Source organism: Actinoplanes sp. ATCC 53533 (genome assembly GCF_003947245.1).
In genome coordinates, this window is record NZ_QHHV01000087.1 from 1 (window position 1) to 26,190 (window position 26,190).

Sequence of the window (26,190 nt, forward strand, 5' to 3'; positions counted from 1 at the left end):
CTACACCGACTCCGACGGCGGTGAGCACGAGGTGCGTGCGCGCTTCGTGGTCGATGCGTCGGGCAACAAGAGCCGGCTGTATTCCAGTGTCGGCGGGACCCGGAACTACTCGGAGTTCTTCCGCAGCCTGGCGCTTTTCGGCTACTTCGAGAACGGCAAGCGGCTGCCGGCGCCGAACTCGGGCAACATCCTCAGCGTGGCCTTCGACAGTGGCTGGTTCTGGTACATCCCGCTGAGCGACACGATGACCAGCGTCGGCGCGGTGGTGCGCCGGGAGATGGCGGAGAAGATCCAGGGCGACCGGGAGAAGGCGCTCCAGGCTCTGATCGCCGAATGCCCGCTGATCTCCGAGTATCTGCAGGATGCCCGCCGGATCACCACCGGCAGGTACGGGGAGCTGCGGGTCCGCAAGGACTACTCCTATCTCCAGACGAGCTTCTGGCGGCCCGGGATGATTCTGGTCGGCGATGCCGCGTGCTTCGTGGATCCGGTCTTCTCCTCGGGCGTGCATCTGGCGACCTACAGTGCGTTGCTCGCCGCGCGTTCGATCAACAGCGTCCTCGCGGACGACCTGGATGAGAAGACCGCGCTGACCGAGTTCGAGGCGCGGTACCGCCGCGAGTACGGGGTGTTCTACGAGTTCCTCGTCTCGTTCTACGAGATGAACGTGAACGAGGAGTCGTACTTCTGGCAGGCGAAGAAGGTCACCAAGAACAAGCGCACGGAGCTGGAGTCGTTCGTGGAACTGATCGGCGGAGTGTCGTCCGGCGAGGCGGCGCTGACCACGTCCGGCAGGATCACCGAGCGCAGCGCCGAGTTCGCCGCGGCCGTGGATCAGATGGCTTCCAGCGACGACGGCAACATGGTGCCGATGTTCAAGTCGCAGGTGGTCAAGCAGGTCATGCAGGAGGGCGGTCAGGTGCAGATGAAGGCCGTGCTCGGCGAGGACGCCGAGCCCGAACTGCCGCTCTTCCCCGGCGGCCTGGTGGCCTCACCCGACGGGATGAAATGGCTGCCCTACCATCCCGCGTGAGCCTCTCCAGCCGGAGCGCCGGGCCCGCCGGATGTATCCGGGCCGGCAGACAGCGGTGGCGAATCGCGCGGGCGGGAAGGAGCTTCACCCGGTATGGATCACGGTATCGATGAGGTCGCGCCGGTCGTGCGGCCGACGGCGAACTACATGTTGAGAACGCACTGCGATCCGCACGAGGACATGTTCGCTCTCCGGGCGCACGGCCCGCTGATCCGGATCGCCGGGAACGCGGCCACTCAGACGGGCAAGGATTATGTCTGGCAGGCCCTTGGCCACGACGTCGTGCGAAGGATCATCGGCGACCACGAGAATTTCTCGACGCGGCTGCGGTTGACCGAGGCGCAACCGATCAGCGGAGAAGGGGTTCCGATCCCGCCGGAGATCGTCGGACAGATATCAACCTATGATCCGCCCGAGCACACCCGCCTGCGACGGATGCTGACGCCGGAGTTCACGGTGCGGCGGATCCGTCGACTGGAGCCCGCGATCCAGGCCATCATCGATGAGCGCCTCGATGCGATGGAGGCTGCGGGCCCGCCCGCGGACGCGCAGGTGCTGTTCGCGGATCCGGTCGGCGGGGGCGCCCTGTGTGAGCTGCTCGGCATCCCGCGTGATGATCGGAACGAGTTCATGCGACGCGTCCGGCAGAACGTCGATCTGAGCCGCGGGTACAAGGCCCGGGCGGCCGACAGCGCGGCGTTCAACCGGTACCTGAACAGCCTCATCACCAGGCAGCGGAAGGACCCCGACGAGGGATTCATCGGCATGCTTGTACGAGAACACGGCGCGGACGTCACGGATGAGGAGTTGAAGGGCGTCTGCACGGCGCTCATCCTCGGTGGTGTCGAGAGCGTCGCGGGGATGATCGGTTTCGGGATTCTCGCGCTGCTGGACCATCCCGACCAGAGACAGCTGCTCTTCGCCGGGCGCGAGGAGGCCGACCGCGTGGTCAATGAACTGTTGCGGTTCCTGTCTGCCATCCAGCAGCCGACTCCGCGAATGGCCATCAAGGACGTGGTCATCGACGGACAGCTGATCAAGGCGGGGGAGATGGTTCTGTGCTCGATTCTCATGGCCAACCGGGATGAGGCGCTGACGCCGAATCCCAACACGCTCGACGCGAGCCGTGACCAGGCCCCGCACCTGGCGTTCGGGCACGGCATCCACCACTGCATAGGTGCGGCGGTGGCGAGAGCGGTGCTGCGCATGGCCTATCAAACCCTGTGGCGGCGATTCCCCGAGCTGCGCCTGGCCGTACCCGCCGATTCGGTGAAGCTCAGAAGGGCGTTCATCGACAGCCCGGATCGGTTGCCGGTCGCCTGGTAGCGGACGACAGCGCCGCGAAGTCTCGAGTCAGTCCAACAGATCAGCATTCGGCGCAGGGATGGTGGACATGCCGGTTGAGGAGTTCGATGTGGTGGTGGCCGGTGGCGGGCCGGCCGGTTCGACGGTGGCTTCGCTGGTGGCCATGCAGGGTCATCGGGTGTTGCTGCTGGAGAAGGAGGTCTTTCCCCGGTACCAGATCGGCGAGTCGTTGCTGCCCTCCACCGTTCAGGGGGTCTGCCGGATGCTCGGCGTCATGAACGAGCTGGCAGGAACGAATTTCCGGGTCAAGCATGGTGGCACCTTCCGCTGGGGTGCGCGCTCGGAGCCGTGGACGTTCTCCTTCGCCGACTCTCCTCAGCTGACCGGGCCGACGTCGTTCGCGTACCAGGTCGAGCGGGCGCGTTTCGATGAGATCCTGCTGCGTAACGCGCAGCGCAAGGGTGTCGAGGTGCGTGAGGGCTGCTCGGTCGCCGGTGTGATCGAAGGGGACGAGCGGGTCGCCGGCCTGCGCTACACCGACTCCGACGGCGGTGAGCACGAGGTGCGTGCGCGCTTCGTGGTCGATGCGTCGGGCAACAAGAGCCGGCTGTATTCCAGTGTCGGCGGCGCCCGGAACCACTCGGACCTCCCCGGCGGCCTGGCGCTCTCCGGCTACTTCGGTCGCTGCAGGGAGCCGGCGCCATACTCGGGCAACACTCTGATCGTGGCCTTCGAAAGTGGCTGGTTCTGGTACACCAATATCACCGGCGGGCTGAGCAGCGTCGGCGCGGTGGTGCGCCCGGAGATGGCGGAGAAGATCCAGGGCGACCGGGAGAAGGCCTTCGCGGCCCTGATCGCCGAATGCCCGCTGATCTCCGAGTTGCTCTCGGAGGCGTCGCGGGTGAAGGCCGGTAAGTACGGGAAGTTGCGGGTCAGTGAGAACTACTCCTATCACCAGACTGCTTTGTGGCGGCCCGGGATGATTCTGGTCGGGGACGCCGCGTGTGTCATGGATCCGGTGCTCTCGTCCGGCGTGCATCTGGCGACCTACGGCGCGTTGCTCGCGGCGCGCTCGATCAACAGCGTCCTGGCGGACGACCTGGATGAGAAGACCGCGCTGACCGAGTTCGAGGCGCGGTACCGCCGCGAGTACGGGGTGTTCCACGACTTCCTCATGTCGTTCTACGACATGGACGTGAGCGAGGAGTCGTATTTTCGGCAGGCCAAGAAGGTCACGAACAGCGAGCGCACCGAGCTGGAGTCGTTCGTGGACCTGGCCGTCGGGCTGTCATCCGGTGAGCCGGCGCCGACAGCGCCGGGCGGCGAAGACGACGCGCCTGAGGTGCCGCTGTTCCCAGGCGGAATGGTCGCCTCGCCCGACGGAATGAAATGGCTGCCTTATCCGGAAGCTATTCGATCATGAGGAGGATAAATGAGTGACGAGCGCCTTTTTTTGCGGCCAAATACCATTATTGAGCCTTTGGTTGATCGATTTTACGCGTCGATGTACGCGGTGGCCCCCGTCACGGGGACCATGACCCTCGCCAACCGGCTGATACCGATGCTGGAGTCCTACCTGCAGGCCCCGGAATGGCATTACAAGGGCAGCCGGGACCCGAAGTTCCGCGGCGGATTCTTCGTCGGCATCGAGGACAAGCGGAAGGATGAGGTCCAGGCGCTGCTCACCGCCATCCGGCACGACCGCGCGGACATGATCCGCTTCGCCGAGGCGATCGCCGCGGCCGAGAAGATCGTCCGCGAGGAGGCGACCGGTTACGACCTGAAGCCGCTCTACCCGAAGCTGCCCCCCGAGCTGGCGGGTCTGGTGGAAATCTCCTATGACACCAGCAACGCTGCCTCGCTGCACTTCCAGGAGCCGCTCGTCTACAAGAGCAAGGCCTACACGGAGGACCGCCAGTCGGTTCAGCTCTCCGTGGAGACGGGCATCGAACGGCCGTTCGTGATGAGCACCCCGCGGCTGCCCTCGCCCGACGTGCTCGAGTTGCGGATCCCGTTCCGGCACCCGGGTCTGGAGCAGCTCTTCCGGTCCAGGGTCCGGCCCACCACCCTGGCCGCCCTCCGTGAGGCGCTGGAGCTCGGCGACGCGGAAGCGGCCCAGCTCTCCGGGCTGCTGGTCCCGGAGTCCGCGCTCGCCGCCGACCGCCACATCACGGCCGGCGCCCGGATCCGCTACTGGGGGCACGCCTGCCTGCTCCTGCAGACACCCGACGTGGCCATCATGACGGACCCGTTCATCAGCGCGGATACCGACGCGACCGGCCGGTACACCTACAACGACCTGCCCGACCACATCGACTATGTGGTCATCACCCACGGGCATTCCGACCATCTCGTGCCGGAGACGCTGCTTCAGCTGCGCGGCCGGGTGGGCACCTTTGTGGTGCCGAGGACCTCGCGCGGTAATCTGCTCGATCCTTCGCTGGCGCTCTACCTCAGGAGCTTCGGGTTCTCCGCCGTCGAGGTGGATGACTTCGACGAGATCGAGTTCCCGGGCGGCAAGATCGCCGCCACTCCGTTCTTCGGGGAGCACGCCGATCTCGACATTCGTGCCAAGGCGACGTACTGGATCAGTCTCGGTGGAAAGTCGATCTATGTGGGTGCGGACTCCTCCGGCCTCGACCCGGTTCTCTACCGCTATGTCCGCGGGCATCTCGGACCGGTCGACATCGCCTTCCTCGGCATGGAGTGCGACGGGGCCCCGCTGAACTGGCAGTATCAGGCGTTCATGACCAAGCCGATCTCCAACAAGATGAGTGACAGCCGCAAGATGTCCGGCTCCAACGCGCAGCAGGCGAGTGCGATCGTCACCGAGCTCGGCGTCGACGAGGTGTACGTCTATGCCATGGGCGAGGAGAGCTGGCTCGGCCACGTCATGGCCACCAGCTACAACGAGGACTCCTACCAGCTCCAGCAGATCGCCGAGTTCGAGACATGGTGCTCGAACAACGGCGTGAAATCCGGCCATCTGCTTGATCGGCATGAATGGAACTGGTCGCAACCCTGAGGCGGCTACGACCCGGCCGGCGAGCAGCGGCGCGCATTCGCGCCGCTGCTCGCCGGCCCGGAGCATGTCTGAGAACAGCGCCGACGAATGGCTTTCAGAGCGCCGAGGAAATCGAGCAGCGGATGGAAAGGACCGACTCGCCGCGGCGGTGACGCCGCGGCGTCTCGCTGTTCGGGCGTCACCACTCCGGCCGGCGGAGGGACAGCGGCGGATCCGCACCCGAGTGATCTGTCTTGAGAGCACGTCCGATCGCGGCCGGCTCGGCCGGTTCCGAGCCGCGCCGGAGCACACACGACGCTAGAAGAGGAGGACTGTCATGGTCGTTGTGATGGCGCCGGAGGCCACTCCGGCGGATGTGGAAGCGGTCGTCTACCTGGTCAGGTCGGTGGGTGGGCAGGCGTTCGTCAGCCGCGGGCTGTCCCGGACCATCGTCGGCCTGGTCGGCGACGTGGCCGACTTCGAGGCCCTCAACCTGGGCAGCCTGACGGGCGTGCTCCAGGTGATCCGGGTGTCGGTGCCGTACAAGCTCGTCAGCCGGGAGCATCACCCGGCCCGCTCGGTGATCCGGGTCGGCGGGGTGCCGATCGGCCCGGGCACGCTGACCGTGATCGCGGGGCCGTGCGCGGTGGAGTCTCCGGAACAGACGCTGGAGGCGGCCCGGATGGCGAAAGCCGCCGGGGCCTCGATGCTGCGCGGTGGTGCGTTCAAGCCGCGGACCTCGCCGTACTCCTACCAGGGGCTGGGGGAGGACGGCCTGCGCATCCTGGCCGAGGTGCGGGCCGAGACGGGTCTCGCCGTCGTCACCGAGGTCATCGATCCGGGTAGCGTGGACATGGTCGCGGCGTACGCCGACATGCTGCAGGTCGGTGCCCGCAACATGCAGAACTTCGCACTGCTGCAGGCTGTCGGTTCGGCCGGCAAGCCGGTTCTGCTCAAACGCGGCTTCAGCGCGACGATCGAGGAATGGCTGAGTGCCGCCGAGTACATCGCGCAGCGCGGAAACCTGAACATCGTGCTGTGTGAAAGAGGTATTCGGACGTTCGAGACCGCCACTCGTAACACCCTGGACATCAGCGCGGTGCCGGTGGCCCAGCGGCTTTCCCATCTGCCGGTGATCGTGGATCCCTCGCACTCCGGCGGACGTCGCGATCTGGTGGTGCCGCTGACTCGCGCGGCGATCGCCGTCGGCGCGGACGGGCTCCTCATCGACGTTCACCCGGAACCGAAGACGGCCCTCTGCGACGGTGACCAGGCGCTGCCCGAATCCGATATTAAGGAAATTGCCGACATTGTTACCACTATGTCGCCTTTCATGGGGCGCGAGTTGACCTTTTCCTCCGGCGAATTCGGACATATTCCGGCCGGGGTGTGAGCGCCGTCCGGGGGTCAATAGGGCATCAAGGTGGTGAAACGAGCATCCCGGGCTAGGGGTTAGGGGTTGGGTGTCGGTCCGTGAGTCAGGGGTTACAGATAGCTGTCAATCGATGTTAAATTCGTGCCGCTGGAAGAAGATCTAACCACAATGCCCGGCTTCGAAATGGCGCGGCATATTGGTTGCGAGCACGGGGAGAAGAGTCATGGTTACTGGCTGATACCGGACGGGCTGTCTGCCTGACGACGATGCGACCTTGATGACCACAGTGGTCGCTGTGGACCGGTCGCCGGTTCGCGTCCGCATACGGAACGCCATAACAGCCCGGCGTTCATTTCCATTGGCCCCGCGAGGCTCTCGCGCGCCGCTGTCCTCGGTATCGGCGGGCTGCGACCAAATGGTCCAGCCGCGCCGCGAACCGCCCTGCGCGGATTCGCCGAGGCCGGTCGCTGACTCCGTGCCCCGTGCTGCCCGGAACACCCCTGCTCCGGAGCGGCATGCGGCCCGGCGTCGAGCCCGAAGGCGTACGGCCACAGGGGCCGGTCGGCCCTGTCGTGCCCCGCCTCATCGAGGGCCGCCTTGACTCACGTGCGTGCCAGCTGTGCCCGGAACGCGCGTCACGAGCTTAGGAGCTGCATTGACACCTGATGAAGAGGACCTCAACCGGCAGCCCATCATAGCGATGGAGATCAGTTCACTCAGCCTGAGCGGATCGCCTCGACTCGCCGGCGGCGATCCGGCGCACCTGGAGGCCATGGTCGCGGCGCAGGGGGAGCTGCCACCGATCGTGGTGCACCGGCCGACCATGCGGGTCATCGACGGCGCCCACCGGATCCAGGCGGCCCTCCGGCGTGCCGAGACGACGATCGCCGGACGTTTCTTCGACGGTTCCGAGGACGAGGCGTTCGTGCTGTCGGTGTGGCTCAACGTCTCACACGGCCTGCCGCTCGCCCTGGCGGATCGCAAGCGTGCGGCGGAGCGCATCGCCGTCTCGCACCCGCAGTGGTCGGATCGCCGGGTCGCCGCGGTGACCGGCATCTCCCCGGGCACGGTGGCCGACATCCGCCGCCGGGTGGCCGGGGCGTCGGCTCCCGACTCCAGCCGCGTCGGCCAGGACGGCCGGGTGCGCCCGCTGGACTGCAGCGCGGGTCGGCTGCTCGCCGGCCGGCTGATGACCGAGAACCCCAGCCTGTCACTCCGGCAGGTCGCCCGAGCGGCGGCGATCTCCCCGGAGACGGCTCGCGACGTCCGTAACCGGCTCCTCAGCGGCGCGGAGCTGGTGCCGACCCGGCGGCCGCGGGACGCCGCACCGGCGACGGCGATGAGCACGGCCAGGGACCGCCGCCCGCTGAACCTCGTCCGCCCCGGAGACCGGGTGGAACCGGTGCTCGACCAGGCCGTCGTCGTCAAGCGGCTGATGGGCGATCCGGCGCTCAGATACACCGACAACGGTCGCAACCTGCTTCGGTTGCTGTCGCTGCACGCCCACTGGGCGAAGGAGTGGGAGACGATCGTCGACAACGTCCCGCCGCACTGCACCGATGTGGTGGCCGACCTGGCCCGCCAGTTCGCCGACCTGTGGGCCGACTTCGCCACCCGGGTTCCGGGACAGCGGATGGCCAGCTGACGGTGGGGCTGCTGGCGTGGAGACGGTGTGCCGACGGAGCCGGACCACGCTGTCGGTGGTCCGGCTCCGGCGCGTCTACCAACGCCACTCGCGCTTGTTGAAGAGGCGCCCGGCGGTGATGCCGTTGCCGGAGCACCAGCCGAGGAATTCCTCGATCTGCTTGATCTGGTCAGTGTCCTCGGCGTGAACCGTCGCCACGACGTGGCCGAGCCAGCTCTCCTCGCCCATGGCGTAGAGGTAGCCCTCATCCGCGCCGAGCTCGGTCATGATCGCCGCGGCCCGCGCGGCGTCGGAGCGCGACGGCTCGCGCGAGTCGCTGACGGTGGTCGCCGGGCGGGTCGACAGGCCCTGATAGCGCCGGGCCAGCGGCGCGCTGGCGCGCTCCATGCCGAGGAACGCCATGTCGACGTGGCCGAGGCGGTTGCGGACGTAGCGATACACCACCGGGTCGATGCCCGAGGTATCGGCGCCTATGTAGATGGTGGCGCCCGCGATGCGCACGAAGAACGTCGACTTGGCGCGGATGTCCAGTGCGCTGTGCCCACCCAGGAACGGGGTGGCCACCACCCGGCCACCGGGGATCGGGACCGCGTCGAAGTCGTCGACCTCGATGACGGTGAAGCCGAGCTCCTTGAGGCACAGCCCGATCGACGGGTCGCACAGGTTGCCGCGCGAGGAGCGCGGCACCACGATCGCGCCGATCCGCGTGCGGAGCTGGAGCAGCGTCTCCAGCACGAGGTGATCCGGACGGGCGTGCGTGATGAGCGCCAGATCGATGCGGTCCGGCAGGTCGTCGAGGGTGTATCGGTCACCGTGGCGGTTGTCGGCGCTGATGAACGGATCGGTGACGATGGTCGTCCCGGCCGACTGGATCACCAGGCAGGCGTGGCCGAAGTAGCGGATCCGGCCGCCCTTCTCGATGTGCCGGTCGGGCGATAGGTTCGGCTTGTCGGTGAGCAGCCGACGCAGCTGCTCCGTCCGCGCGTCGTCGAGTTCCAGTGCCTCGCGCAGGCGGCCCAGCGTGGTGGGCGCGATCCGCGCGGCGAACAGTTCGTCGATGCCGGGATGGGTGAACGGGATCTTCAGATCCAGCACGTCCGGATGGGGCAGCCGGGGGGTGTCGAGGATGGACGGCCGTTCGGCGCCGGTGTCCAGCGACAGCTGGATCGACTGACGGCTGACGTCGTAGTACGGGCTCGCGTACAGGAGTGGCTCGAGCAGGCGCAGGGACGCCTGGTTGCCGGGGTCGCAGGCCAGCTCCACCAGCCCGTTCAGCGCGGCCGGAAGCTTCGGGTGGAGACGCGTGAGATCGGAGCCCGTGACGTGCTGCCGGAGCAGGGCGCCGGCCTCGGCGACGGCGTCGGCGAACGCCAGCATGTCCGCGCGGTCCTTCTTGATCGAGTCGAGCAGTGCCGCGACCTCCATGCCGCGCGGCTCCCCGACGTCGGCGAAGTGGCCGGGCGCGGGGGAGTCGGTGCCGGCGGCCACGTGCGGCTGCGGATCTCGCAGGCGCGATTCGAGCAGGGGAATCTGGATCCTCGCCAGATTCAACGAGGCCGCGGCGGGCGACACGGTGTGCATCCAGGCATAGAACCGGTCGACCAGCGGTTCGATGATCGCGTTGGACCTCAGAAACACCGGTTCAGCACTGACACTCATGAAGCCTCCAAACCGGGAATGGTGGCGGACAGGCATTCCGTTTCTCGGGCCACTATCGCAGCGCCGTCAGGGCGGTTGTCAACCTGGCGAAAACGGTGCTCCTATGCGCTGTCCGACCGCGTTTCCGGAATCGCGTTGGTTAGCCTATCCTTGCCAGATGTCATTCGGATCAAGGAGGGACATGATCGGTATATCCGCGCCCGAGCGTCCCCTCCTCCGGCTCGCTCTCCGGCGGTTGGAGCGAATTGCTCCGCGAATGACAAGAATGGTGGTCACCGGGCCGGCTCTAGCGCAAACCGGCACCGGCCCGTTCACGGACACATACGTACGGCTGGTCTTCCCGCGGCCCGGAGTGACCTATCCGGACGACCTCGACCTGCGTCGTATCCATGCCGAGCTGCCTCGCGCGGCGTGGCCGCGCACCCGGACCTACACGGTGCGCTCCCTCGACCCGGTCGCCGCCGAGCTGGCCATCGACATCTACGACCACGGCTGTCCCGGGCTGACCCGCTCCTGGCTGACCGGGCTCCGCGTCGGCGATCCGGTGCTGATGTGCGATCTGCGTGGCCGGTACCACCCCGGCACCGAGGCCGACTGGCACCTGCTCGTGGGCGATGCCGTCGCGCTGCCGGCGATAGCCGTGACGCTCGCGGCGATGGCGCCGGGAGCCCGGGCGAAGGTGATCGTCGAGGTCGCCGACGCCTCGGACGAGCAGCCGCTGCCGACCGCCGCCGACTGCGAGGTCCGGTGGGTGCACCGGGCCCGCGGCGAGACCCTGGTCGAGGCCGTCCGGTCGCTCGCCTTCGATCCCGGCGTGGTGCAGGCCTTCGTGCACGGTGAGGGCGGCGCCATCCAGGAGTTGCGCCGCTTCCTGCTGCGCGAGCGTGGGCTGGCGAAGGAACTGCTGTCGATTTCCGGATACTGGCGCCGGGGTCTCACCGACGAGCAGTGGCGTCAGGTCAAGGCCGCGGCAGCGGGACGGTGACCGGAGGCGCGACCCTCTTGTCAGGCATCTGTCCAACTGGCCGTATCCGACGTTTGGACGGCGGGTGGTGTGCCGGCGACGCGCGGTCCACGCGTCGTCCGCAGCCGTCGTGCGCCGTCGACGTCCGCACACCCCGCGAGGCCCATGGCGTCCCGCAGCTCGGTCGCCAGCAGCTCCAGGACGCGTGCCGCCCCGCGCTCGCCGCCGACGGCCAGCCCCCAGATCAGCGGCCGGCCGATCAGGACACCGGAGGCGCCGAGAGCCAGCGCCCGCAGGACGTCCGTACCGGTGCGGATGCCGCTGTCGAGCAGGATCTCGCAGCTGCCGCGCACCACGTCGACGATCTCGGGAAGCGCGTCGATGCTGGTGACAGCGCCGTCGAGTTGACGGCCGCCGTGGTTGGAGACCACGATCGCGTCCACGCCGCACTCGACCGCCTGCACGGCGTCCTCCGGAGCCAGCAGGCCCTTCAGCACCAGCGGCAGCCGGGTCGCCTGGCGGATCCGCTCGACCGCCGACCAGGTCAGGCTGTGTGAGAACTCCTGGCTGGTGTGGGCGGCGACGGCGGAACCGTCGCAGTGGCGTTCGTGTGCGACGCCGGTGGTGGTGATGTTGGCGGCGCGGACGTGGGCGGGCAGCGCGAATCGGTTACGGATGTCCCGCAGCCGCCGGCCCATCCAGGGCACGTCGACGGTGAGCACGATGGCGTCGCAGCCGGTCTGCTCGGCCCGCCGGACCAGGCCGAGCGTGGCGGCGTCGTCGCGCAGCCAGTAGAGCTGGAACCAGACCCGGCCGCCGGCCTCGATGACCTGTTCGAGGGGCACGCTGCTGAGCGTGCTGGCGATGAACGGGACTCCCGCCGCGGCCGCCGCCCGCGCGGTGGCCGCCTCCCCGTCGGGGTGGACCAGCCGCTGGTAGGCCACGGGCGCGGTGGCGACGGGCAGCTCGACCGGGCGGCCCAGCAACGTCGAGCGGGTGGTGCAGGCGGAGACGTCACGCAATACCCGGGGGAGCAGGAAGACGTTGTCCAGGGCGGTGCGGTTCGCCGTGACGGTGGTTTCGGCGCCGCTTCCGCCGGCGACGAAGTCCCAGATCTCGGCGGGCAGAATCCCGGCGGCGGCGCGCTCGAAGTCGCTCGCGGTGAGCGGTTCAGCGTTGTGGTCCACGCTGGCCCGTCCTTTCCCGTTCCACCGCCTCGTGCGGCGCCTTGATGGTGGCGCTGCCGAAGTATTCGACGGGTATCGACTCATGTGGATCAGCTGGCTGTGTTTCCGGCATTTGCTGCCCCCGTATCGGTACGGCCGAGAAGTCCCAGAAACCTTATGGCGCGCATCGCGCATCTGGCTAAATCGCGCCTGGACATGGTGCCGTGCATTTCGGCGTTCATTCGCAATAGGGTGAGGCGCGGTGATTCGTGCGGTGATCGTCGCCGGGGCCGGTCAGGCCGACGCGTCCGGAGGTGGCCGGACGGCGAGTGTGGGATTCGTCACCGGGAGCCGGGCTCGGGCAGCCGGCGAGGTTTTCAGATGATGCCGAGGAGGGCCGGGGTTGTCTCGCGGCGTGATGTCAGTGCTGTAGCAGTGCGGCACCGCCGGCGGCATCGTATCCGGCGGATACGCCGCCTGGCCTTGCCCGTTGACGCCGACTCCATAGTCGACCACCTGTAGCAGTGCCGGCCGGCCATCGAAAAGCCCTGACAGAACGAGGTCGAAAGCTGTGTGACAGCTGTGCGACAGCCTCCCTTCTAACCTGCGGCGGGGTAGGAGCTCCAAAGTGGATCGCAGGTTCCTCAGCCCGCTTCGTGCCGGTAAGGTGCAACTCCGGGTGGCAATGCAAATTGCCTAGTTCGGGGGACCTGTGACGCTACGTAAGCAGAATTCAAGATTGCTCCTGTTCGAGCAGGTTTACGCGGCGACGACCCAGGGCAGAGGTGCGGTTCTGCTGATCAGTGGGCCGGTGGGCACCGGGAAGACAGCTCTCGCGCAGGAGTTGGCCGCGCATGCCGGGCGCCAGGGCGCCCTTCGCTTCCTGGTCACCGCCTCGGCGGGGGAGCGGGAGCACCCGTTCGGGGTGCTGGACAGGCTTATCGACTCGATGCACGTGGCCGGCTTGCCGCGGCTCCTCCCGGACGGCACGCCGCATCGCAGCCGCGACCCGCACGTCCTGATGGATCAGACCGGCGCCGCGATTCAGCAGTTCGCCGGAGGGCGGCCGGTTCTCATCGGCATCGACGACGTCCACTTCGCCGACGAGCAGTCCCTGCGCTGCCTGAGCTATCTGATCCGGCGGATGGAACAGTCCAAGCTGATCATCATCCTGAACGAGAGCACCTCCTACGAGCGGGACACGGCGGACCTGCGTGCCGAGATGCTGCATCTGCCCTACTGCCATCGGATCCAGCTGGCGCCGCTCACCCCGGCGGATGTCGCCGGGCAGTTGACCGAGCGGCTCGGTGGCGCGGTCGACGATGAGTTCGCCCGGCTCTGCACCGAGGTCAGCGGCGGAAACCCGCTGCTGATGCACGCTCTCATCGATGATCGGATCGCGGCGCCGGCGCAGACGTCCGGCGAACCAGGCGTCAGTTTCCGGCAGGCCGTGCTGCGCATCCTGCACCGGTCCGCGCCCGCGACCGCCGCGGTCGCCCGGGTCATGGCGGTCCTCGGCGACTACGCCACCCCGGAGCTGGTCGCCGATCTCGGCGGCGCGGACACCGTCCTGGTTCGCGAGTGCATGCGGGACCTGCACGAAGTCGGGTTGCTGGACGCCGAGGGCGCCGAGGGTTTCCGGCACGGCCACATCCGCTCGGCGGTGCTCGCGAGCATCCCGCTGGGAAGCCTGCCCGCGCTGCACAGCCGTGCGGCGGAGTTGCTGCACGCCAGCGGGGCGCCGGCGATCGCCGTGGCCGAACATCTGGTCACCGCGCAGGACGGCGGCAAGGGCACGTGGCGGGTCGCCATCCTCTGCGAGGCGGCCCGGGAGGCGATGACGGAGGGTGACGTCGACAGCGCGGTGAACAGCCTCCGGTACGCGGTCGGCGCCAGCCCGGACGAGACCCAGCGAGCCCAGGCCGCCGTGCTGGCCGCCGCGGCGCAGTGGCATGCCGATCCCAGCCGCGCCGCGCGCCAGCTGTACGGACTCATGCGCGATGCGCGTGCCGGGCTGCTGACCCAGCCGGATGCGCTGATCGTGATGAACCAGTTGCTCTGGTGGGGCGAGTTCACCGACGCCGACGAGCTGATGCGGCTCACAGGTGTGCAGGACGAGGTGCCGAGTCTCGCCCAGCTGTGGAGGCTGTACTGCCAGACCGGAGTGGGTTCGGAGCGGTACGCGGAATCCGGCCGGCCCGCCGAGCCGTCGATGGCCGGGTCGGGCCCGATGGCCTCGGTCACCTACCTCAGTTCGGCGGCCACGTCGGCGTACGACGACACGGCGACCGAGCAGGTCGACCAGATGCTGATGGGAATCCGCGCGGGAAACCTGCTCACGCCCGCGCTCTACGCCCTGGTCGTCCTGGTGCAGACCGGCCGGCTGGACGAGGTGGCCGCCTGGTGCGACTCGCTGCTGAAGGAGGACTGGATCGCGCGGGTGCCCATGCGGCGGGTGCTGATCGGCACGATCAAGGCGGTCACGGCGCTGCGCGGCGGAGACAGCGGGACGGCGCTGTACGAGATCCGGGAGGTGTTCGACGCGGTCCCGCCGCCGGCCTGGGGTGTGGTGGCCGGCCTGCCCTTGTCGGTCGCGGTCCGGGCCGCCACCGATCTCGGCGACACCCAGTCCGCCCGGATGTATCTCGCCGTGCCGGTGCGGGCGGCCATGTTCGACACCCCGTTCGTGCTGCCCTATCTGCAGGCGCTGGGGCGGTATCACCAAGCCATGGGGCATCGGCAGAGTGCGCTGACGCATTTCCGGTCGTGCGCCGAGCTGATGGCCAGGTGGGGTGTCGACGCCACCGAGGTCGCGTCGAGGATGGAGTGGCACAGCCCGGACGCCACCCTTGCCACAGCCGACGGGCCTGCCCGGGTGGAGCCCGCTGCCGACCCGGGATGCGCCTTCGGCGTGAGCCGGGCCGATCGGCCGCCCGGGGCCGCCGCCGCGGTGGACAGCACCAAGCTCACGGACGCCGAGCAACGGGTCGCCGCGCTCGCCGCCGCCGGAAACACCAACCGGCAGATCGCCGCGCATCTCTGCATCACCGTCAGCACGGTCGAGCAGCACCTCACCAAGATCTACCGCAAACTCAACGTGCGCAGCCGCTCCGGATTGCGACGTTGCCGGCAGTGACCGCGGATTCCCGGAGAAGTCGCCGGGCGGCTGGACGGGTCTGACGCCGATCGGTGCCACCGCGGCGACGTCGGGCACCGGCTGATCGGTTGGACGCTTGTGTGCGGAGCGGGCTCGATGATGGGGTCGCACGTGTCCCTGTCGGCCCGGCCGATCAAGGCAGCGGCGAAACGGGCACCGGCCTGTCCGGGGAACGACTCTCACATGGCTTCTGTTCGATCAAGGCTGCTGTTTCGATCTGGGGGGAATCGTCAGATGGGGTTCACCACGCCGCCGCCGTCGCTCGGCGGGCACGCGCTGCTCGTATTCCTGATCGCGGTGGTGACGCTGCTGCTGGTCGCCCGTCTCCTCGCCGCCCTCGCGGAACGGGTGGGCATGCCGGCCATCGTGGGCGAGCTGGCCACCGGTGTCATCCTGGGGCCGTCGCTGCTGGGCCACCTCCTGCCCGGCCTGACCGACTGGATCTTTCCGCGCGCCGCCGAGCAGATGCACCTGCTGGACGCGGTCGGCCAGATCGGCATCCTGCTGCTGGTCGGGCTCACCGGAACCCACCTGGACGTCGCCATGATCCGGCGGCGTAAGGCCACCGCCGCCCGGATCAGCCTGGGCGGCATGCTCCTGCCGCTGGCTCTCGGCCTCATCGTCGGCTATCAGCTGGCGGACTGGATCAGCGGCACCCCGGTCGGGGACCGGCTCCTGTTCGCCGGCTTGATCGGCGTGGCGATGTGCGTGACGGCCATCCCGGTGATCGCCAAGACCCTCTCCGACATGCGGCTGCTGCACCGCGACACCGGCCAGATGATCATGGCGGCGGGAACGATCGACGACGCGGTCGGCTGGTTCCTGCTGTCGGTGGTGTCGATGGCCGCGACGGTCGGGCTGGCCACGGGGCACGTCGTGCTGGCGGCCGGCTACCTGCTCGGCTTCGTCGTCCTCGCCGTGCTCCTCGGCCGGCCGCTGGTGCGCCGGGCCATGCGGCTGGCCGACCGCAGCGAGGCACCCGGCCCCAGCATCGTGGCCGCTGTCGTCATCGTCCTGACCGGCGCGGTGATCACGCAGGCCCTGGGCATGGAACCGGTCTTCGGCGCCTTCGTCGCGGGCATCCTGGTGGGGCTGCCCCGGGCGGCGAACCAGGCGAAGCTGGCGGCCCTGCGTACGGTCGTGCTCAGCGTGCTGGCGCCGATCTTCCTGGCTACGGCCGGCTTCCGGATGGACCTGACCGCGCTGGCCGATCCCAAGGTCGCGCTCGCCGCGCTGGTCGTCCTGGCCGTCGCGATCCTCGGCAAGTTCGCCGGGGCGTACGCCGGTGCCCGCCTCAGCCGGCTGAGCCGATGGGAGGGTCTCGCCATCGGCGCGGGCATGAACTCCCGCGGTGTGGTCGAGGTGGTGGTGGCGCTCACCGGTCTGCGGCTGGGCATCCTGAACACCGCGAGCTACACGATCATCGTGCTGGTCGCCGTCGTCACCTCGGTCATGGCTCCGCCGATGCTGCGCTATGCCTGCGCCCGTATCACCGAGAACGAGGACGAGCGGCTCCGCAAGATCGACCACGACACCTGGAACGGTGTCCCCACCGCCCGGCAGCCCTCGTCAAACGCCGGAGAAAAATCCGCATGACCGCGGCTTCGACAGTTGGTCGGACGCATTGTTCATCGGTGTCGCGCGTGTGATTCTTGGATCCCGTCGATACGTCTGAGCACCGGGAGATACGTTGACCGGAGAAACTGTCGTGGAATCATCCGTGCTGCGTAAGTCGGAATTGCATGCGAGCGTTTCCGATCCGGTCCTGGACACGATGAATTTCCTCAACGAGGTGACCCTGCGCTATCCCGAGGCGATCTCATTCGCTCCGGGCCGGCCGTACGACGGCTTCTTCGAGACCGAAGAGGTCCTCGCTCACCTCCGCCGCTATCTCGACCATCTCGCCGATCAGGGCGCCTCGCCCGCGCAGGTCCGCACGGCGGTCTACCAGTACGGCCCGACCGCCGGCCAGATCCGCGAGATCATCGCGGACTCGCTGCGCCGGGACGAGCAGATCGACGTGCCGGCCGAGTCGATCGTGGTCACCGTCGGCGCGCAGGAGGCGATGATGCTGGTCGTCCGCGCGCTGATCCGTGACCCGGAGGACGTGCTGCTGGTCTCCAGCCCGTGCTACGTGGGCATCACCGGGGTGGCCCGGCTGCTCGACGTGACGCTCAGCCCGGTGGCCGAGCCGGCCGAGGGGTTCTCCCTGGCCAACCTGGCGGCGGCGATCCGGGCCGAGCGGGCCGCCGGGCGCCGGCCGCGGGCGTTCTACCTGGTGCCCGACCACGCCAACCCGTCCGGCTCCACGCTGTCGGTGACCGGCCGGGCCGAGTTGCTGGACCTCGCCGTACGGGAGGATCTGCTGATCCTGGAGGACACCCCGTACCGGCTGGTCAGTCCGGGTCAGCCGGCCCCGACGCTGAAGGCGATGGACCGGCACCGCTCGGTGGTGCACCTCGGGTCGTACTCAAAAACGATCTTCCCCGGTGCGCGGGTGGGCTTCGCCGTGGCCGACCAGACGGTGGTGGGTGACGACGGCCGGACCGGCCTGCTGGCCGACGAACTCTCGAAGATCAAGAGCATGGTGACGGTCAACACCTCGTCGCTGAGCCAGGCCGTGGTGGCCGGCGCGCTGCTGGCGGCCGGCGGCCGGGTCTCGGAACTGAACGCCAAGGCGGCCGGCCACTACGGCGACGCCATGCGGCGGGTGCTCGACCGGCTCGCCGACCGGCTGCCCGCATCGCGCCGCGCCGAGCTGGGCGTGCGCTGGAACGAGCCCAGCGGCGGCTTCTTCCTCAGCCTGACCGTGGGATTCGAGGTCGACGACGCGGCGCTCACCCGTTCCGCCGAGCAGTACGGCGTGATCTGGACCCCGATGCGTTACTTCCACCCGGACGACGGTGGCCGCGACGCCATCCGGCTCTCCGTCAGTTACCTGTCGCCCGAGGAGATCGACGAGGGCGTCACCCGCCTGGTCGCGTTCATCGAGGCCGAGACCGGCCGCCTCGCGATCGGACGGCACTGATGACGGTGCATGCCATCCGCGGGGCCGTCCAGGTGGCCGCCGACGAGCGGTCGCAGATCGTGGAGGCCACCACCGAACTGGTCACCGAGGTCATGACCCGTAACGACCTGGCCAGCGGTGACGTGGTCAGCGTGCTGTTCACCACGACGCCGGACCTGACCGCCGAGTTCCCGGCCCTGGCCGCCCGCAAGGCCGGGCTCGACGACGTGCCGCTGTTGTGTGCTAGCGAGATCGCCGTACCGGGCGCCATGCCCCGCGTGGTGCGCCTGCTCGCGCACGTCGATGTGGACCGCAGCCGGACCAGGATCCGGCACGTCTACCTGGGCGGTGCCGAGGCGCTGCGCCCCGACCTCGAGCAATGACACCGCGACCATTCCGGCCTGACGATGGAGAGCTGTGACATGGACATTCGCACGATCGACCATCTGGAGATCTTCACCGAGGACGCGCAGGAGGCCGCCGACCGGCTCCGCACCGGGTTCGGCTTCACCGTCCACGGCCGCGGCGGCCCGGACACCGGGCTGACCGACCGCGTCTCCATCCTGCTCCGCCAGCACGACATCACCCTGCTGGTCACCGAGCCGCTCACCACCGGGCACCGGGCACATGAGTATCTGGCCCGGCACGGCGAGGGCATCGCCGTGATCGGGCTCGCCGTCGATGACGCCGCCGCGGCCTTCACCGAGGCGGTCGAGGGCGGCGCGATGCCGCTCGAGCCGCCCAGCACCCTCGACCCCGAGGGCAGCCCGGTCACCTTCGCCGCGGTGGACGGGTTCGGCGACGTCGAGCACCGCTTCACCTCGCGGCGGCACCCGTCCGGACCGTTCGCCCCGGGCCGCGTCGCCGAGCGCCCGGCACCCGCCGCCGGGTTGCTGCGGGAGGTGGATCACGTGGCGGTGTGCCTGCCGCCCGGCGAACTGGACGGCGCCATCCGCCGGTACCAGCAGATGTTCGGCCTCGACCAGACCTTCGAGGAGCAGATCATCGTCGGCAAGCAGGCGATGCGTTCCAAGGTGGTGCAGAGCCGATCCGGCGGCGTCACCTTCACCATCATCGAGCCGGACACCACCCGCGACCCGGGGCAGATCGACTCCTTCATCGAGTCCCACGGTGGCGCCGGCGTGCAGCACGTCGCCTTCCGCACCGAGGACATCGTGACCGGTGTCCGCAGCTGCGCCGCCCAGGGCGTGTCCTTCCTGTCCACGCCGGGGGAGTACTACGAGGCGCTGCCGGGGCGGCTCGGCCCGGTCGGCGTGCCGGTGGAGCAACTGCGCGAGCTCAGCATCCTCGCCGACCGGGACTACGCCGGCGTCATGCTCCAGATCTTCACGGCGTCCACCCACCCGCGGCACACGCTGTTCTACGAGCTGATCGAGCGGCACGGCGCGCGCACCTTCGGCACCAACAACATCAAGGCCTTGTACGAGGCGGTCGAGCGCGAGCAGGCCGCGGCGCAGGCCTGACGATGGTTCGCAGCCTGCTGGTGATCGGAACGGGGCTGGTGGGCACCTCGGTGGCCCTGGCCGCGCGGCGCGCCGGGGTCACCGTCTTCCTCGCCGATCGCGACGTCACGGCCGCCCGGGTGGCCGAGTCGCTCGGGGCGGGACTGGCCGAGACGCCCCGCCTCCCGGTGGACCTCGCGCTGATCGCGGTGCCGCCCGCCCAGGTCGGCCCGGTGCTGCGGGACGCGCAGGAACGGCGGTCGGCGCGGAGTTACACCGATGTGGCCGGGGTCAAGGGCGAGCCGGAGCGCGACGCGCTGCGGCTGGCGCCCGACCCGGTGGCGTACGTCGGCGGCCACCCGATGGCCGGCCGGGAGCGATCCGGCCCGCTGGCGGCCACCGCCGACCTGTTCACCGGCAAGACCTGGGTGCTGACCCCGTCCGAGCGGACCGGGGACGTGGCGCTGAGGAACGCCACCACCCTGGCCGAGATCTGCGGCGCGGTGCCGGTGCGGCTGAACAGCCGGGCGCACGACGCCATGGTGGCGGTGACCTCGCACGTCCCCCACCTGATGGCGAGCCTCACCGCGGCCCGGCTGCGCGACGCGCCGGCCGGCACGGAGGCGCTGGTCGGCCAGGGCGTGCGCGACGTCACCCGGATCGCGGCCGGCGACCCGGCGCTGTGGGCCGACATCGTCCGGTCGAATGCCCCGGCGGTGGCCGCGGTGCTCCGCGAGGTCCGCGGCGACCTCACCCGGCTGTCGGCCGCGGTCGACGCCCTGGCCGGGTCCGGGCCGGACGGCCACGACCGAGCCGTGCGCACGGTCACCGACGTGCTGGCGCGTGGCGTGGCCGGGGCGGTCCGGACCAGGCCATCCGGCGCAACCGCCCGGCTCCGGGCGGTGCTCGACCGAGATCCGGGCGCCCTGGGCCGTCTGCTGCACGCGGCGGCGCCGCACGGCGTCATCGCGGACCGGGCCGATGCGGTCCGCCCCGGCGACGAAGACCTGGTGGTTCACCTCGAGGTCCCGGCCGCCGCGGCCGATGCCGCGATGGCGGAGCTCGCCGCGGCCGGCTGGAATGTCAGCCGTCCCGAGCAGGCCCCGCCCGTCGCTGAGTCGGCCCGGGGCCGGCCGCCCGGTGCTGAGCCGGCCCGGGGCCGGTCGCCCGTCGCTGAGCCGGCCCGGGGCCGGTCGCCCGTCGCTGCCGGTCAACTACCTGGTGAGGAGCCGTCCATGCGAGTGGAGTTCGACGAGCCGAAATGCATCGCCGCCGGCCAGTGCGTCATGGCCGCGCCAGAGGTCTTCGACCAGCGCGACGAGGACGGCGTGGCGGTCGTCCTGGACCCCACGCCCGGCGCCGACCGGCACGAGATGGTGCGGCAGGCCGCCGCGGTGTGCCCGGGCACGGCGATCCGGCTGGTGGAGCGATGACCGGCCGGCATTGAGCGCGCGAACCGGCGGTTGGACAGGCATTTGACGTCGATGAATGCTCGCCCATACCGTCGCGTCAGGCTATTCGCCACATCCCAGGAGGTCCGTGATGACTGCCGAGTCAGTCAAGACAATGTTGCGCAGTAAACGCCGTATGTGGGGGTGGATGTACCGATGACTGCCACCCTTGAGCGTCCCGCGGAGTCCCGCGTCCCGATCGCCGTGCCGACCATTTCGAGAATGGTCGGGGTGGGCACCGCGGTGACCGGGACATCGGTCTCCCAGCCCGAATTGCTGGAGCTTCTCGGAATCGAGGACTCGAAGGTCCGGTCCGTCTATCTGAACAGCGCCATCGCCAATCGCCGCCTCACCTTGCCGGCGCCCGGCGCCGACGGCCTGCGCCGGCCCGAGCCGCAGGGCGAGCTGCTGGCCAAGCACAAGCGCCTCGCCATCGAGATGGGCGGCCAGGCCCTGCGGAACTGCCTCACGAGCATCGGCGCCTCGCTGGAGGATCTGCGCCACCTGTGTTGCGTGACGTCGACCGGCTTCCTCACCCCCGGGCTGAGCGCGCTGATCATCAAGGACCTCGGCATCGACCCGCACTGCAGCCGTTCCGACATCGTGGGCATGGGCTGCAACGCGGGCCTGAACGCGCTCAACGTCGTCGCCGGCTGGTCCGCGGCCCACCCGGGCGAGCTCGGCGTCGTCCTCTGCGCCGAGGCCTGCTCGGCCGCGTACGCCCTCGACGGCACCATGCGCACCGCCGTGGTCAACAGCCTCTTCGGTGACGGCGCGGCCGCCCTGGCGCTGGTCAGCGACGGACCGGGCGAAGCCCGGCCGGGACCGCGGATCCTCAAGTTCGCCAGCTTCCTGATCACCGACGCGGTCGACGCGATGCGCTACGACTGGGACAGCGACCTCGATCGCTTCAGCTTCTTCCTCGACCCGCAGATCCCGTACGTCGTCGGCGCCAACGCCGAGAAGGTGGTCGACCGCCTGCTCGCCGGCACCGGGCTGCGCCGCAGCGACATCGGGCACTGGCTGGTGCACTCCGGCGGCAAGAAGGTCATCGACGCGGTCGTGGTCAACCTGGGCCTGAGCCGTCACGACGTCCGGCACACCATCGGGGTCCTGCGCGACCACGGCAACGTCTCCAGCGGTTCGTTCCTGTTCTCCTACGAGCGACTGGCCGAGGAAGGCGTCACCATGCCCGGAGACTACGGAGTCCTGATGACCATGGGCCCCGGCTCGACGATCGAGACAGCGTTGGTCCAGTGGTGACCGCGGCGGGCATCGGCGACCTGGTCCTGCGCGTCGACGGAAGCGAGCCGGTCTCACCGGCGGCCGTCGAGGCGCTGCTGAGAATCTGCGATCGGGCCGAGGACGAATACGGCTCCGGCCTGCTGATCGTGTACGCATCGGGCGCTCCGCGGCCCGGGTGGACGAAGGATCTCAGCGTCGGGCTGCTGACCAAGTGGGAACGCGCGGTGCGCCGGCTGGAACGCCTCGGCCTGGTCACCGTCGCCGTCACGGCGGGCCAATGCGGTGGCACGGCACTCGACGTGCTGCTGGCCACGGACGTCCGGATCGCCGTCGCGGGTGCGGGCTTCGTCGTGAGTTCGAGCGGCGATGCCACCTGGCCCGGCATGGCGCTGTACCGGCTCGCCCGGCAGGGGGCCAGGTGGCGCCTCCGGAAGGCGGGGCTGCTGGGCACGCCGATCGGTGCCGAGGAGGCCGCGGCGGCCGGGCTGATCGACGTCGTCGTCGACCACGCGGACGAGGTCCTCGCCGAGATCGCCGCCGTGGCGGGCACCATCACCGGCAAGGAACTGGCGATCCGGCGGCAGCTGATGCTCGACGCCCCCGAGCACAGCTTCGAGGAGGCTCTCGGCTCTCACCTGGCCGCCTGCGACCGCGCCCTGCGCCGGGCCGCCGCCTCATGACCACGGCGGCTCCGCCGCGAAACCTCAGCACCGACCGGGCGCGCCTGGCCGACGCCGCAGCGGATACCGAACGGGTGCTCGCGGCGCTGCCATCGCCGCGCGGCCGGACGGCCGAACAGCGAGCCGAGGCGGCGGCCGCGCACGACGCGATCCGCCGCCGGCGGGCCGGTTTCCTGAACGCGTACGCCGATCAGGTCTACGACGAGCTCACCGAGAGCCGCACCCGGCACCGACGGGTGCGGGAGCTCGCGGAGGCCGCCGCGTACGCGTTCCCCGGTCTGGTTCCCACCGCTGAGCAGTTGGCGGAGGAACGGTCCCGCCCGCAGGCGGACCAGGAGGGGCGTGAGATCGACCAGGGCATCTTCCTGCGGGCGGTGCTGCGCTCCGAACGCTCCGGCCGGCACTTGATGGCGGCGATGTTGCGGCCCACGCCTCGCGCCTTGGAGCTGCTTCCGGAGTTCCTGCGCACCGGGGTGCTGGAGACCGAGGCGGTGCGGGTGGAGCGGCGGGATGGGGTGGCCCGGCTGACCCTGTGCCGGGACGAGTGTCTCAATGCCGAGGATGAGCAGCAGGTCGACGATATGGAGACCGCTGTCGATCTGGTCCTGCTTGATCCTTCGGTGCGGGTGGGCTTGGTCCGCGGTGGTGTGATGAGCCATCCGCGTTATCGGGGTCGTCGGGTGTTCAGTGCCGGGATCAACCTCAAGAGCATCAGCGCCGGCCGGATCTCGCTGACCGGCTTCCTTCTTCGGCGCGAGCTGGGCTATCTGCACAAGCTGGTGCGGGGCCTCGCCGACGAGCAGTCGGACAGCTGGATGCCGCCGGTGCAGAAGCCGTGGGTGGCGGCGGTCGACACGTTCGCGATCGGCGGGGGCTGCCAGCTGCTGTTGGTCTTCGACCACGTGCTGGCGGCCTCGGATGCGTATCTCAGTCTGCCGGCCGCTCGGGAGGGGATCGTGCCGGGTGCTGCCAACCTGCGCCTGGGCCGGATCGCCGGGGCCCGGCTGGCCCGGCAGGTCATCCTCGACGGCCGCCGGATCAAGGCCACCGAGCCGGAGGCACGCCTGCTGGTGGACGAGGTCGTGCCACCGGAGGACCTGGACGAGGCGGTCGAGCGGGCCCTGACCCGGTTCTCCGGCGCGGCCGTCGCGGCGAACCGGCGGATGATCAATGTGGCTGAGGAGCGGTTGGACGACCTGCGTGAGTATCTGGCGGAGTTCGCGCTGGAACAGGCGCTGCGTATCCACGCTGATGATGTGGTCGACAAGGTGGGCCGGTTCGCCGGCCGTGCGGCATGACCGGGCCGGCCCGGGTGCGCTACGAGAAGAAGGAGCACGTCGCCCAGGTCACGCTCGACCGTCCCGGCGTGCTCAACGCCATGGACCTGCGCATGCACGAGGAACTGGCGGAGATCTGGGACGACGTCGAGGCCGACGACGAGGTCAGGGTGGTGGTGCTCACCGGGGCGGGTGGCCGGGCCTTCTCCGTGGGTCAGGACCTGAAGGAGCGGGCCCGCCGCGATGCGGCGGGCACCCCGGCGTCGTCATTCGGCAGCCGGGGACAACCCGGCTGGCCGCGGCTCACCGAGCGGTTCGGCTTCAGCAAGCCGGTGGTCGCGCGGGTCGATGGGTACGCCCTCGGCGGCGGCTTCGAACTGGTCCTCGCCTGCGACGTGGTCGTCGCGTCCGACCAGTCGGTGTTCGGGTTGCCGGAGGTGCGGCTGGGGCTCGTGCCGGGCGCCGGCGGTGTGTTCCGGCTGATCCGGCAGCTGCCGCAGAAGGTGGCCATGGGCCTGCTGCTCACCGGCCGCCGGCTGGACGCGGCCACCGCCTATGCCTACGGGTTGGTCAATGAGGTGGTTCCGGCTGATCGGTTGGACGGGTGCGTCGACGGTTGGGTCGCGGAGCTGGTCGCGAGCGCGCCGCTGTCGGTGCGGGCGATCAAGGAAGCCGCGCTGCGTTCGGTCGACCTGCCGCTGCCTGACGCCTTCGCTGCCACGTACGGGTGGGAGGAACGGCGTCGGCGCAGCGCCGACGCCGTCGAAGGCCCGCGGGCCTTCGCGGAGAAGCGGGCGCCGATATGGACCGGGCAATGACGGTGCCGCCCGAGGCGAGATCCTCTTGTCTCAGACTTTCTCGGCTCATACGATATCGGCATGTCTCCTCTCGCGAAGCCCTCCTCCTGGACGCGACCCCTGCCCGAAGCCCACCCACCCGCCGGCATGGCCCTCTACCACCTGCCCACCGGCACCTACGAGACCCGGGCGGCCCTCGCCTTCCGCGGCGGATCGTTTCGCGACAAGCGCGACTTCGCCGCGTCCGCGGTTCTGGTGCGGCACCCCAAGGGGGACCTGCTGATCGACGCGGGCTTCGGCGCCGGCGTCGCGGCGCACGTCGCGATGCTTCCCCGGTTCATGCGCGCCCCCTATCGGGTGGGCCGGACGGTCAGCGAGCAGCTCGACGCCGCCGGCTACGACCGCGGCAGGCTGCTGGGTGTGCTGCTGACCCACTCGCACTGGGACCACGCGAGCGGCCTCGACAGCCTCCGGGACACGCCGGTCTGGATCAACGCGAACGAACGGGAGTATGCCGCCGATGATCCGGACGGGAAGGTCTTCCGTCACGTTTCCCCGGGGCACGAGATCCACGAATACGGGTTCGACAGCCGGCCGTACCTCGGCTTTCCGTCGAGCTATGACGTCCACGGCGACGGCTCGGTGGTCATCGTCCTCGCGGGAGGCCACACGACCGGCTCCGTGATCGTCTTCGTGACCGTGCCCTCCGGCGAGCGGTACGCCTTCATCGGCGACCTGACCTGGCAGCTCGACGGCATCCGCCGGCGGGTGGAACGGCCGTGGCTGCTGAGCAGGCTCGCCGACAGCGACCCCGTCCAGCTGCGCCGGGACCTGCTCCGCATGATCGCCCTGGCGGGCCTGATCCGGATCGTCCCCGCGCACGACCTCGGCTCCTACGCCGGCATCCCCCGGCTGACGACCGAGGCCGCGGCGCCGTCCCGCTGAAGACGTACGGTTCTCGG

Annotated in this window: 20 protein-coding genes; 18 read left to right on the top strand and 2 right to left on the bottom strand. The window is 69.6% G+C overall.

Features of this window, described 5'->3' with window-relative positions:
* The 6 genes from DMB66_RS27055 to DMB66_RS27080 all read left to right on the top strand — a co-directional run.
* Positions 1-1,033: tryptophan 7-halogenase (locus DMB66_RS27055; RefSeq protein WP_125806926.1), on the top strand; the 1,033-nt coding region annotated here is incomplete at its 5' end.
* Between the two features lie 93 nt (positions 1,034-1,126).
* Entirely contained in the window at positions 1,127-2,359 is a 1,233-nt protein-coding gene (locus DMB66_RS27060) for a cytochrome P450 (protein WP_125806927.1), read from the top strand.
* Between the two features lie 67 nt (positions 2,360-2,426).
* Positions 2,427-3,761: a tryptophan 7-halogenase gene (locus tag DMB66_RS27065; RefSeq protein WP_125806928.1), complete on the top strand. Its 1,335-nt coding sequence runs from the start codon at positions 2,427-2,429 to the stop codon at positions 3,759-3,761.
* Between the two features lie 9 nt (positions 3,762-3,770).
* Positions 3,771-5,363, top strand: coding sequence for an MBL fold metallo-hydrolase (locus DMB66_RS27070; protein ID WP_125806929.1), 1,593 nt, complete (start codon positions 3,771-3,773; stop codon positions 5,361-5,363).
* A gap of 328 nt (positions 5,364-5,691) precedes the next feature.
* Entirely contained in the window at positions 5,692-6,735 is a 1,044-nt protein-coding gene (gene aroF / locus DMB66_RS27075) for a 3-deoxy-7-phosphoheptulonate synthase (RefSeq protein WP_199752643.1), read from the top strand.
* A 682-nt stretch (positions 6,736-7,417) separates the two neighbouring features.
* Positions 7,418-8,362, top strand: coding sequence for a ParB/RepB/Spo0J family partition protein (locus DMB66_RS27080; RefSeq protein WP_125806931.1), 945 nt, complete (start codon positions 7,418-7,420; stop codon positions 8,360-8,362).
* Positions 8,363-8,437: 75 nt separating this feature from the next.
* On the opposite strand, the gene DMB66_RS27085 is transcribed toward DMB66_RS27080, so the two are convergent.
* Positions 8,438-10,021, bottom strand: a complete 1,584-nt coding sequence (locus tag DMB66_RS27085; RefSeq protein WP_125806932.1) for an MBL fold metallo-hydrolase — start codon at positions 10,019-10,021, stop codon at positions 8,438-8,440.
* Between the two features lie 181 nt (positions 10,022-10,202).
* Here DMB66_RS27085 and DMB66_RS27090 point away from each other — a divergent pair, with 181 nt between their 5' ends.
* Complete coding sequence (locus tag DMB66_RS27090) at positions 10,203-11,006, top strand: siderophore-interacting protein (protein WP_125806933.1); 804 nt, start codon at positions 10,203-10,205, stop codon at positions 11,004-11,006.
* A gap of 20 nt (positions 11,007-11,026) precedes the next feature.
* Here DMB66_RS27090 and DMB66_RS27095 read toward each other — a convergent pair whose 3' ends face one another.
* Positions 11,027-12,172 (bottom strand): alpha-hydroxy acid oxidase, encoded by a 1,146-nt coding sequence (locus DMB66_RS27095; protein ID WP_233624863.1) that lies wholly within the window; start codon positions 12,170-12,172, stop codon positions 11,027-11,029.
* A gap of 718 nt (positions 12,173-12,890) precedes the next feature.
* On the opposite strand from DMB66_RS27095, the gene DMB66_RS27100 reads away from it, so the two are divergent.
* The 11 genes from DMB66_RS27100 to DMB66_RS27150 all read left to right on the top strand — a co-directional run bounded on the left by DMB66_RS27100 (position 12,891) and on the right by DMB66_RS27150 (position 26,173).
* Positions 12,891-15,287: a helix-turn-helix transcriptional regulator gene (locus tag DMB66_RS27100; protein WP_158647376.1), complete on the top strand. Its 2,397-nt coding sequence runs from the start codon at positions 12,891-12,893 to the stop codon at positions 15,285-15,287.
* Between the two features lie 255 nt (positions 15,288-15,542).
* Positions 15,543-16,904: a cation:proton antiporter gene (locus DMB66_RS27105; RefSeq protein ID WP_125806936.1), complete on the top strand. Its 1,362-nt coding sequence runs from the start codon at positions 15,543-15,545 to the stop codon at positions 16,902-16,904.
* A gap of 112 nt (positions 16,905-17,016) precedes the next feature.
* Entirely contained in the window at positions 17,017-18,336 is a 1,320-nt protein-coding gene (locus DMB66_RS27110; protein WP_233624864.1) for a PLP-dependent aminotransferase family protein, read from the top strand.
* Positions 18,336-18,698 (top strand): chorismate mutase, encoded by a 363-nt coding sequence (gene aroH, locus DMB66_RS27115; RefSeq protein WP_125806937.1) that lies wholly within the window; start codon positions 18,336-18,338, stop codon positions 18,696-18,698. The genes DMB66_RS27110 and aroH overlap by 1 nt, the downstream gene beginning before the upstream one ends.
* A gap of 39 nt (positions 18,699-18,737) precedes the next feature.
* Complete coding sequence (hppD, locus tag DMB66_RS27120; protein ID WP_125806938.1) at positions 18,738-19,799, top strand: 4-hydroxyphenylpyruvate dioxygenase; 1,062 nt, start codon at positions 18,738-18,740, stop codon at positions 19,797-19,799.
* A 2-nt stretch (positions 19,800-19,801) separates the two neighbouring features.
* Positions 19,802-21,211: a prephenate dehydrogenase gene (locus DMB66_RS27125; protein ID WP_158647377.1), complete on the top strand. Its 1,410-nt coding sequence runs from the start codon at positions 19,802-19,804 to the stop codon at positions 21,209-21,211.
* Between the two features lie 174 nt (positions 21,212-21,385).
* On the top strand, positions 21,386-22,492 hold the full coding sequence (gene dpgA, locus DMB66_RS27130; protein WP_125806939.1) for a 3,5-dihydroxyphenylacetyl-CoA synthase DpgA: 1,107 nt from the start codon (positions 21,386-21,388) through the stop codon (positions 22,490-22,492).
* The gene (gene dpgB / locus DMB66_RS27135; RefSeq protein WP_125806940.1) at positions 22,486-23,154 is read left to right on the top strand and encodes an enoyl-CoA-hydratase DpgB; all 669 of its coding nucleotides are present in this window, start codon (positions 22,486-22,488) and stop codon (positions 23,152-23,154) included. The genes dpgA and dpgB overlap by 7 nt, the downstream gene beginning before the upstream one ends.
* The gene (gene dpgC, locus DMB66_RS27140; RefSeq protein WP_125806941.1) at positions 23,151-24,452 is read left to right on the top strand and encodes a (3,5-dihydroxyphenyl)acetyl-CoA 1,2-dioxygenase DpgC; all 1,302 of its coding nucleotides are present in this window, start codon (positions 23,151-23,153) and stop codon (positions 24,450-24,452) included. The genes dpgB and dpgC overlap by 4 nt, the downstream gene beginning before the upstream one ends.
* On the top strand, positions 24,449-25,249 hold the full coding sequence (dpgD, locus tag DMB66_RS27145) for an enoyl-CoA-hydratase DpgD (RefSeq protein ID WP_125806942.1): 801 nt from the start codon (positions 24,449-24,451) through the stop codon (positions 25,247-25,249). The genes dpgC and dpgD overlap by 4 nt, the downstream gene beginning before the upstream one ends.
* Positions 25,250-25,309: 60 nt before the next feature.
* Entirely contained in the window at positions 25,310-26,173 is an 864-nt protein-coding gene (locus DMB66_RS27150; protein ID WP_125806943.1) for an MBL fold metallo-hydrolase, read from the top strand.
* Positions 26,174-26,190 lie beyond the last annotated feature (17 nt).

Excerpts from the sequence above, each read along its gene's own strand:
- DMB66_RS27070 (WP_125806929.1), top strand. The coding sequence starts at position 3,771 with ATGAGTGACGAGCGCCTTTTTTTGCGGCCAAATACCATTATTGAGCCT.
- dpgA (WP_125806939.1), top strand. The coding sequence starts at position 21,386 with ATGACTGCCACCCTTGAGCGTCCCGCGGAGTCCCGCGTCCCGATCGCC.
- DMB66_RS27085 (WP_125806932.1), bottom strand. The coding sequence starts at position 10,021 with ATGAGTGTCAGTGCTGAACCGGTGTTTCTGAGGTCCAACGCGATCATC.
- DMB66_RS27150 (WP_125806943.1), top strand. The coding sequence starts at position 25,310 with ATGTCTCCTCTCGCGAAGCCCTCCTCCTGGACGCGACCCCTGCCCGAA.
- DMB66_RS27060 (WP_125806927.1), top strand. The coding sequence starts at position 1,127 with ATGGATCACGGTATCGATGAGGTCGCGCCGGTCGTGCGGCCGACGGCG.
- DMB66_RS27105 (WP_125806936.1), top strand. The coding sequence starts at position 15,543 with ATGGGGTTCACCACGCCGCCGCCGTCGCTCGGCGGGCACGCGCTGCTC.
- dpgC (WP_125806941.1), top strand. The coding sequence starts at position 23,151 with ATGACCACGGCGGCTCCGCCGCGAAACCTCAGCACCGACCGGGCGCGC.
- aroF (WP_199752643.1), top strand. The coding sequence starts at position 5,692 with ATGGCGCCGGAGGCCACTCCGGCGGATGTGGAAGCGGTCGTCTACCTG.
- DMB66_RS27090 (WP_125806933.1), top strand. The coding sequence starts at position 10,203 with ATGATCGGTATATCCGCGCCCGAGCGTCCCCTCCTCCGGCTCGCTCTC.
- aroH (WP_125806937.1), top strand. The coding sequence starts at position 18,336 with ATGACGGTGCATGCCATCCGCGGGGCCGTCCAGGTGGCCGCCGACGAG.
- DMB66_RS27065 (WP_125806928.1), top strand. The coding sequence starts at position 2,427 with ATGCCGGTTGAGGAGTTCGATGTGGTGGTGGCCGGTGGCGGGCCGGCC.
- hppD (WP_125806938.1), top strand. The coding sequence starts at position 18,738 with ATGGACATTCGCACGATCGACCATCTGGAGATCTTCACCGAGGACGCG.
- DMB66_RS27125 (WP_158647377.1), top strand. The coding sequence starts at position 19,802 with ATGGTTCGCAGCCTGCTGGTGATCGGAACGGGGCTGGTGGGCACCTCG.
- DMB66_RS27080 (WP_125806931.1), top strand. The coding sequence starts at position 7,418 with ATGGAGATCAGTTCACTCAGCCTGAGCGGATCGCCTCGACTCGCCGGC.
- dpgD (WP_125806942.1), top strand. The coding sequence starts at position 24,449 with ATGACCGGGCCGGCCCGGGTGCGCTACGAGAAGAAGGAGCACGTCGCC.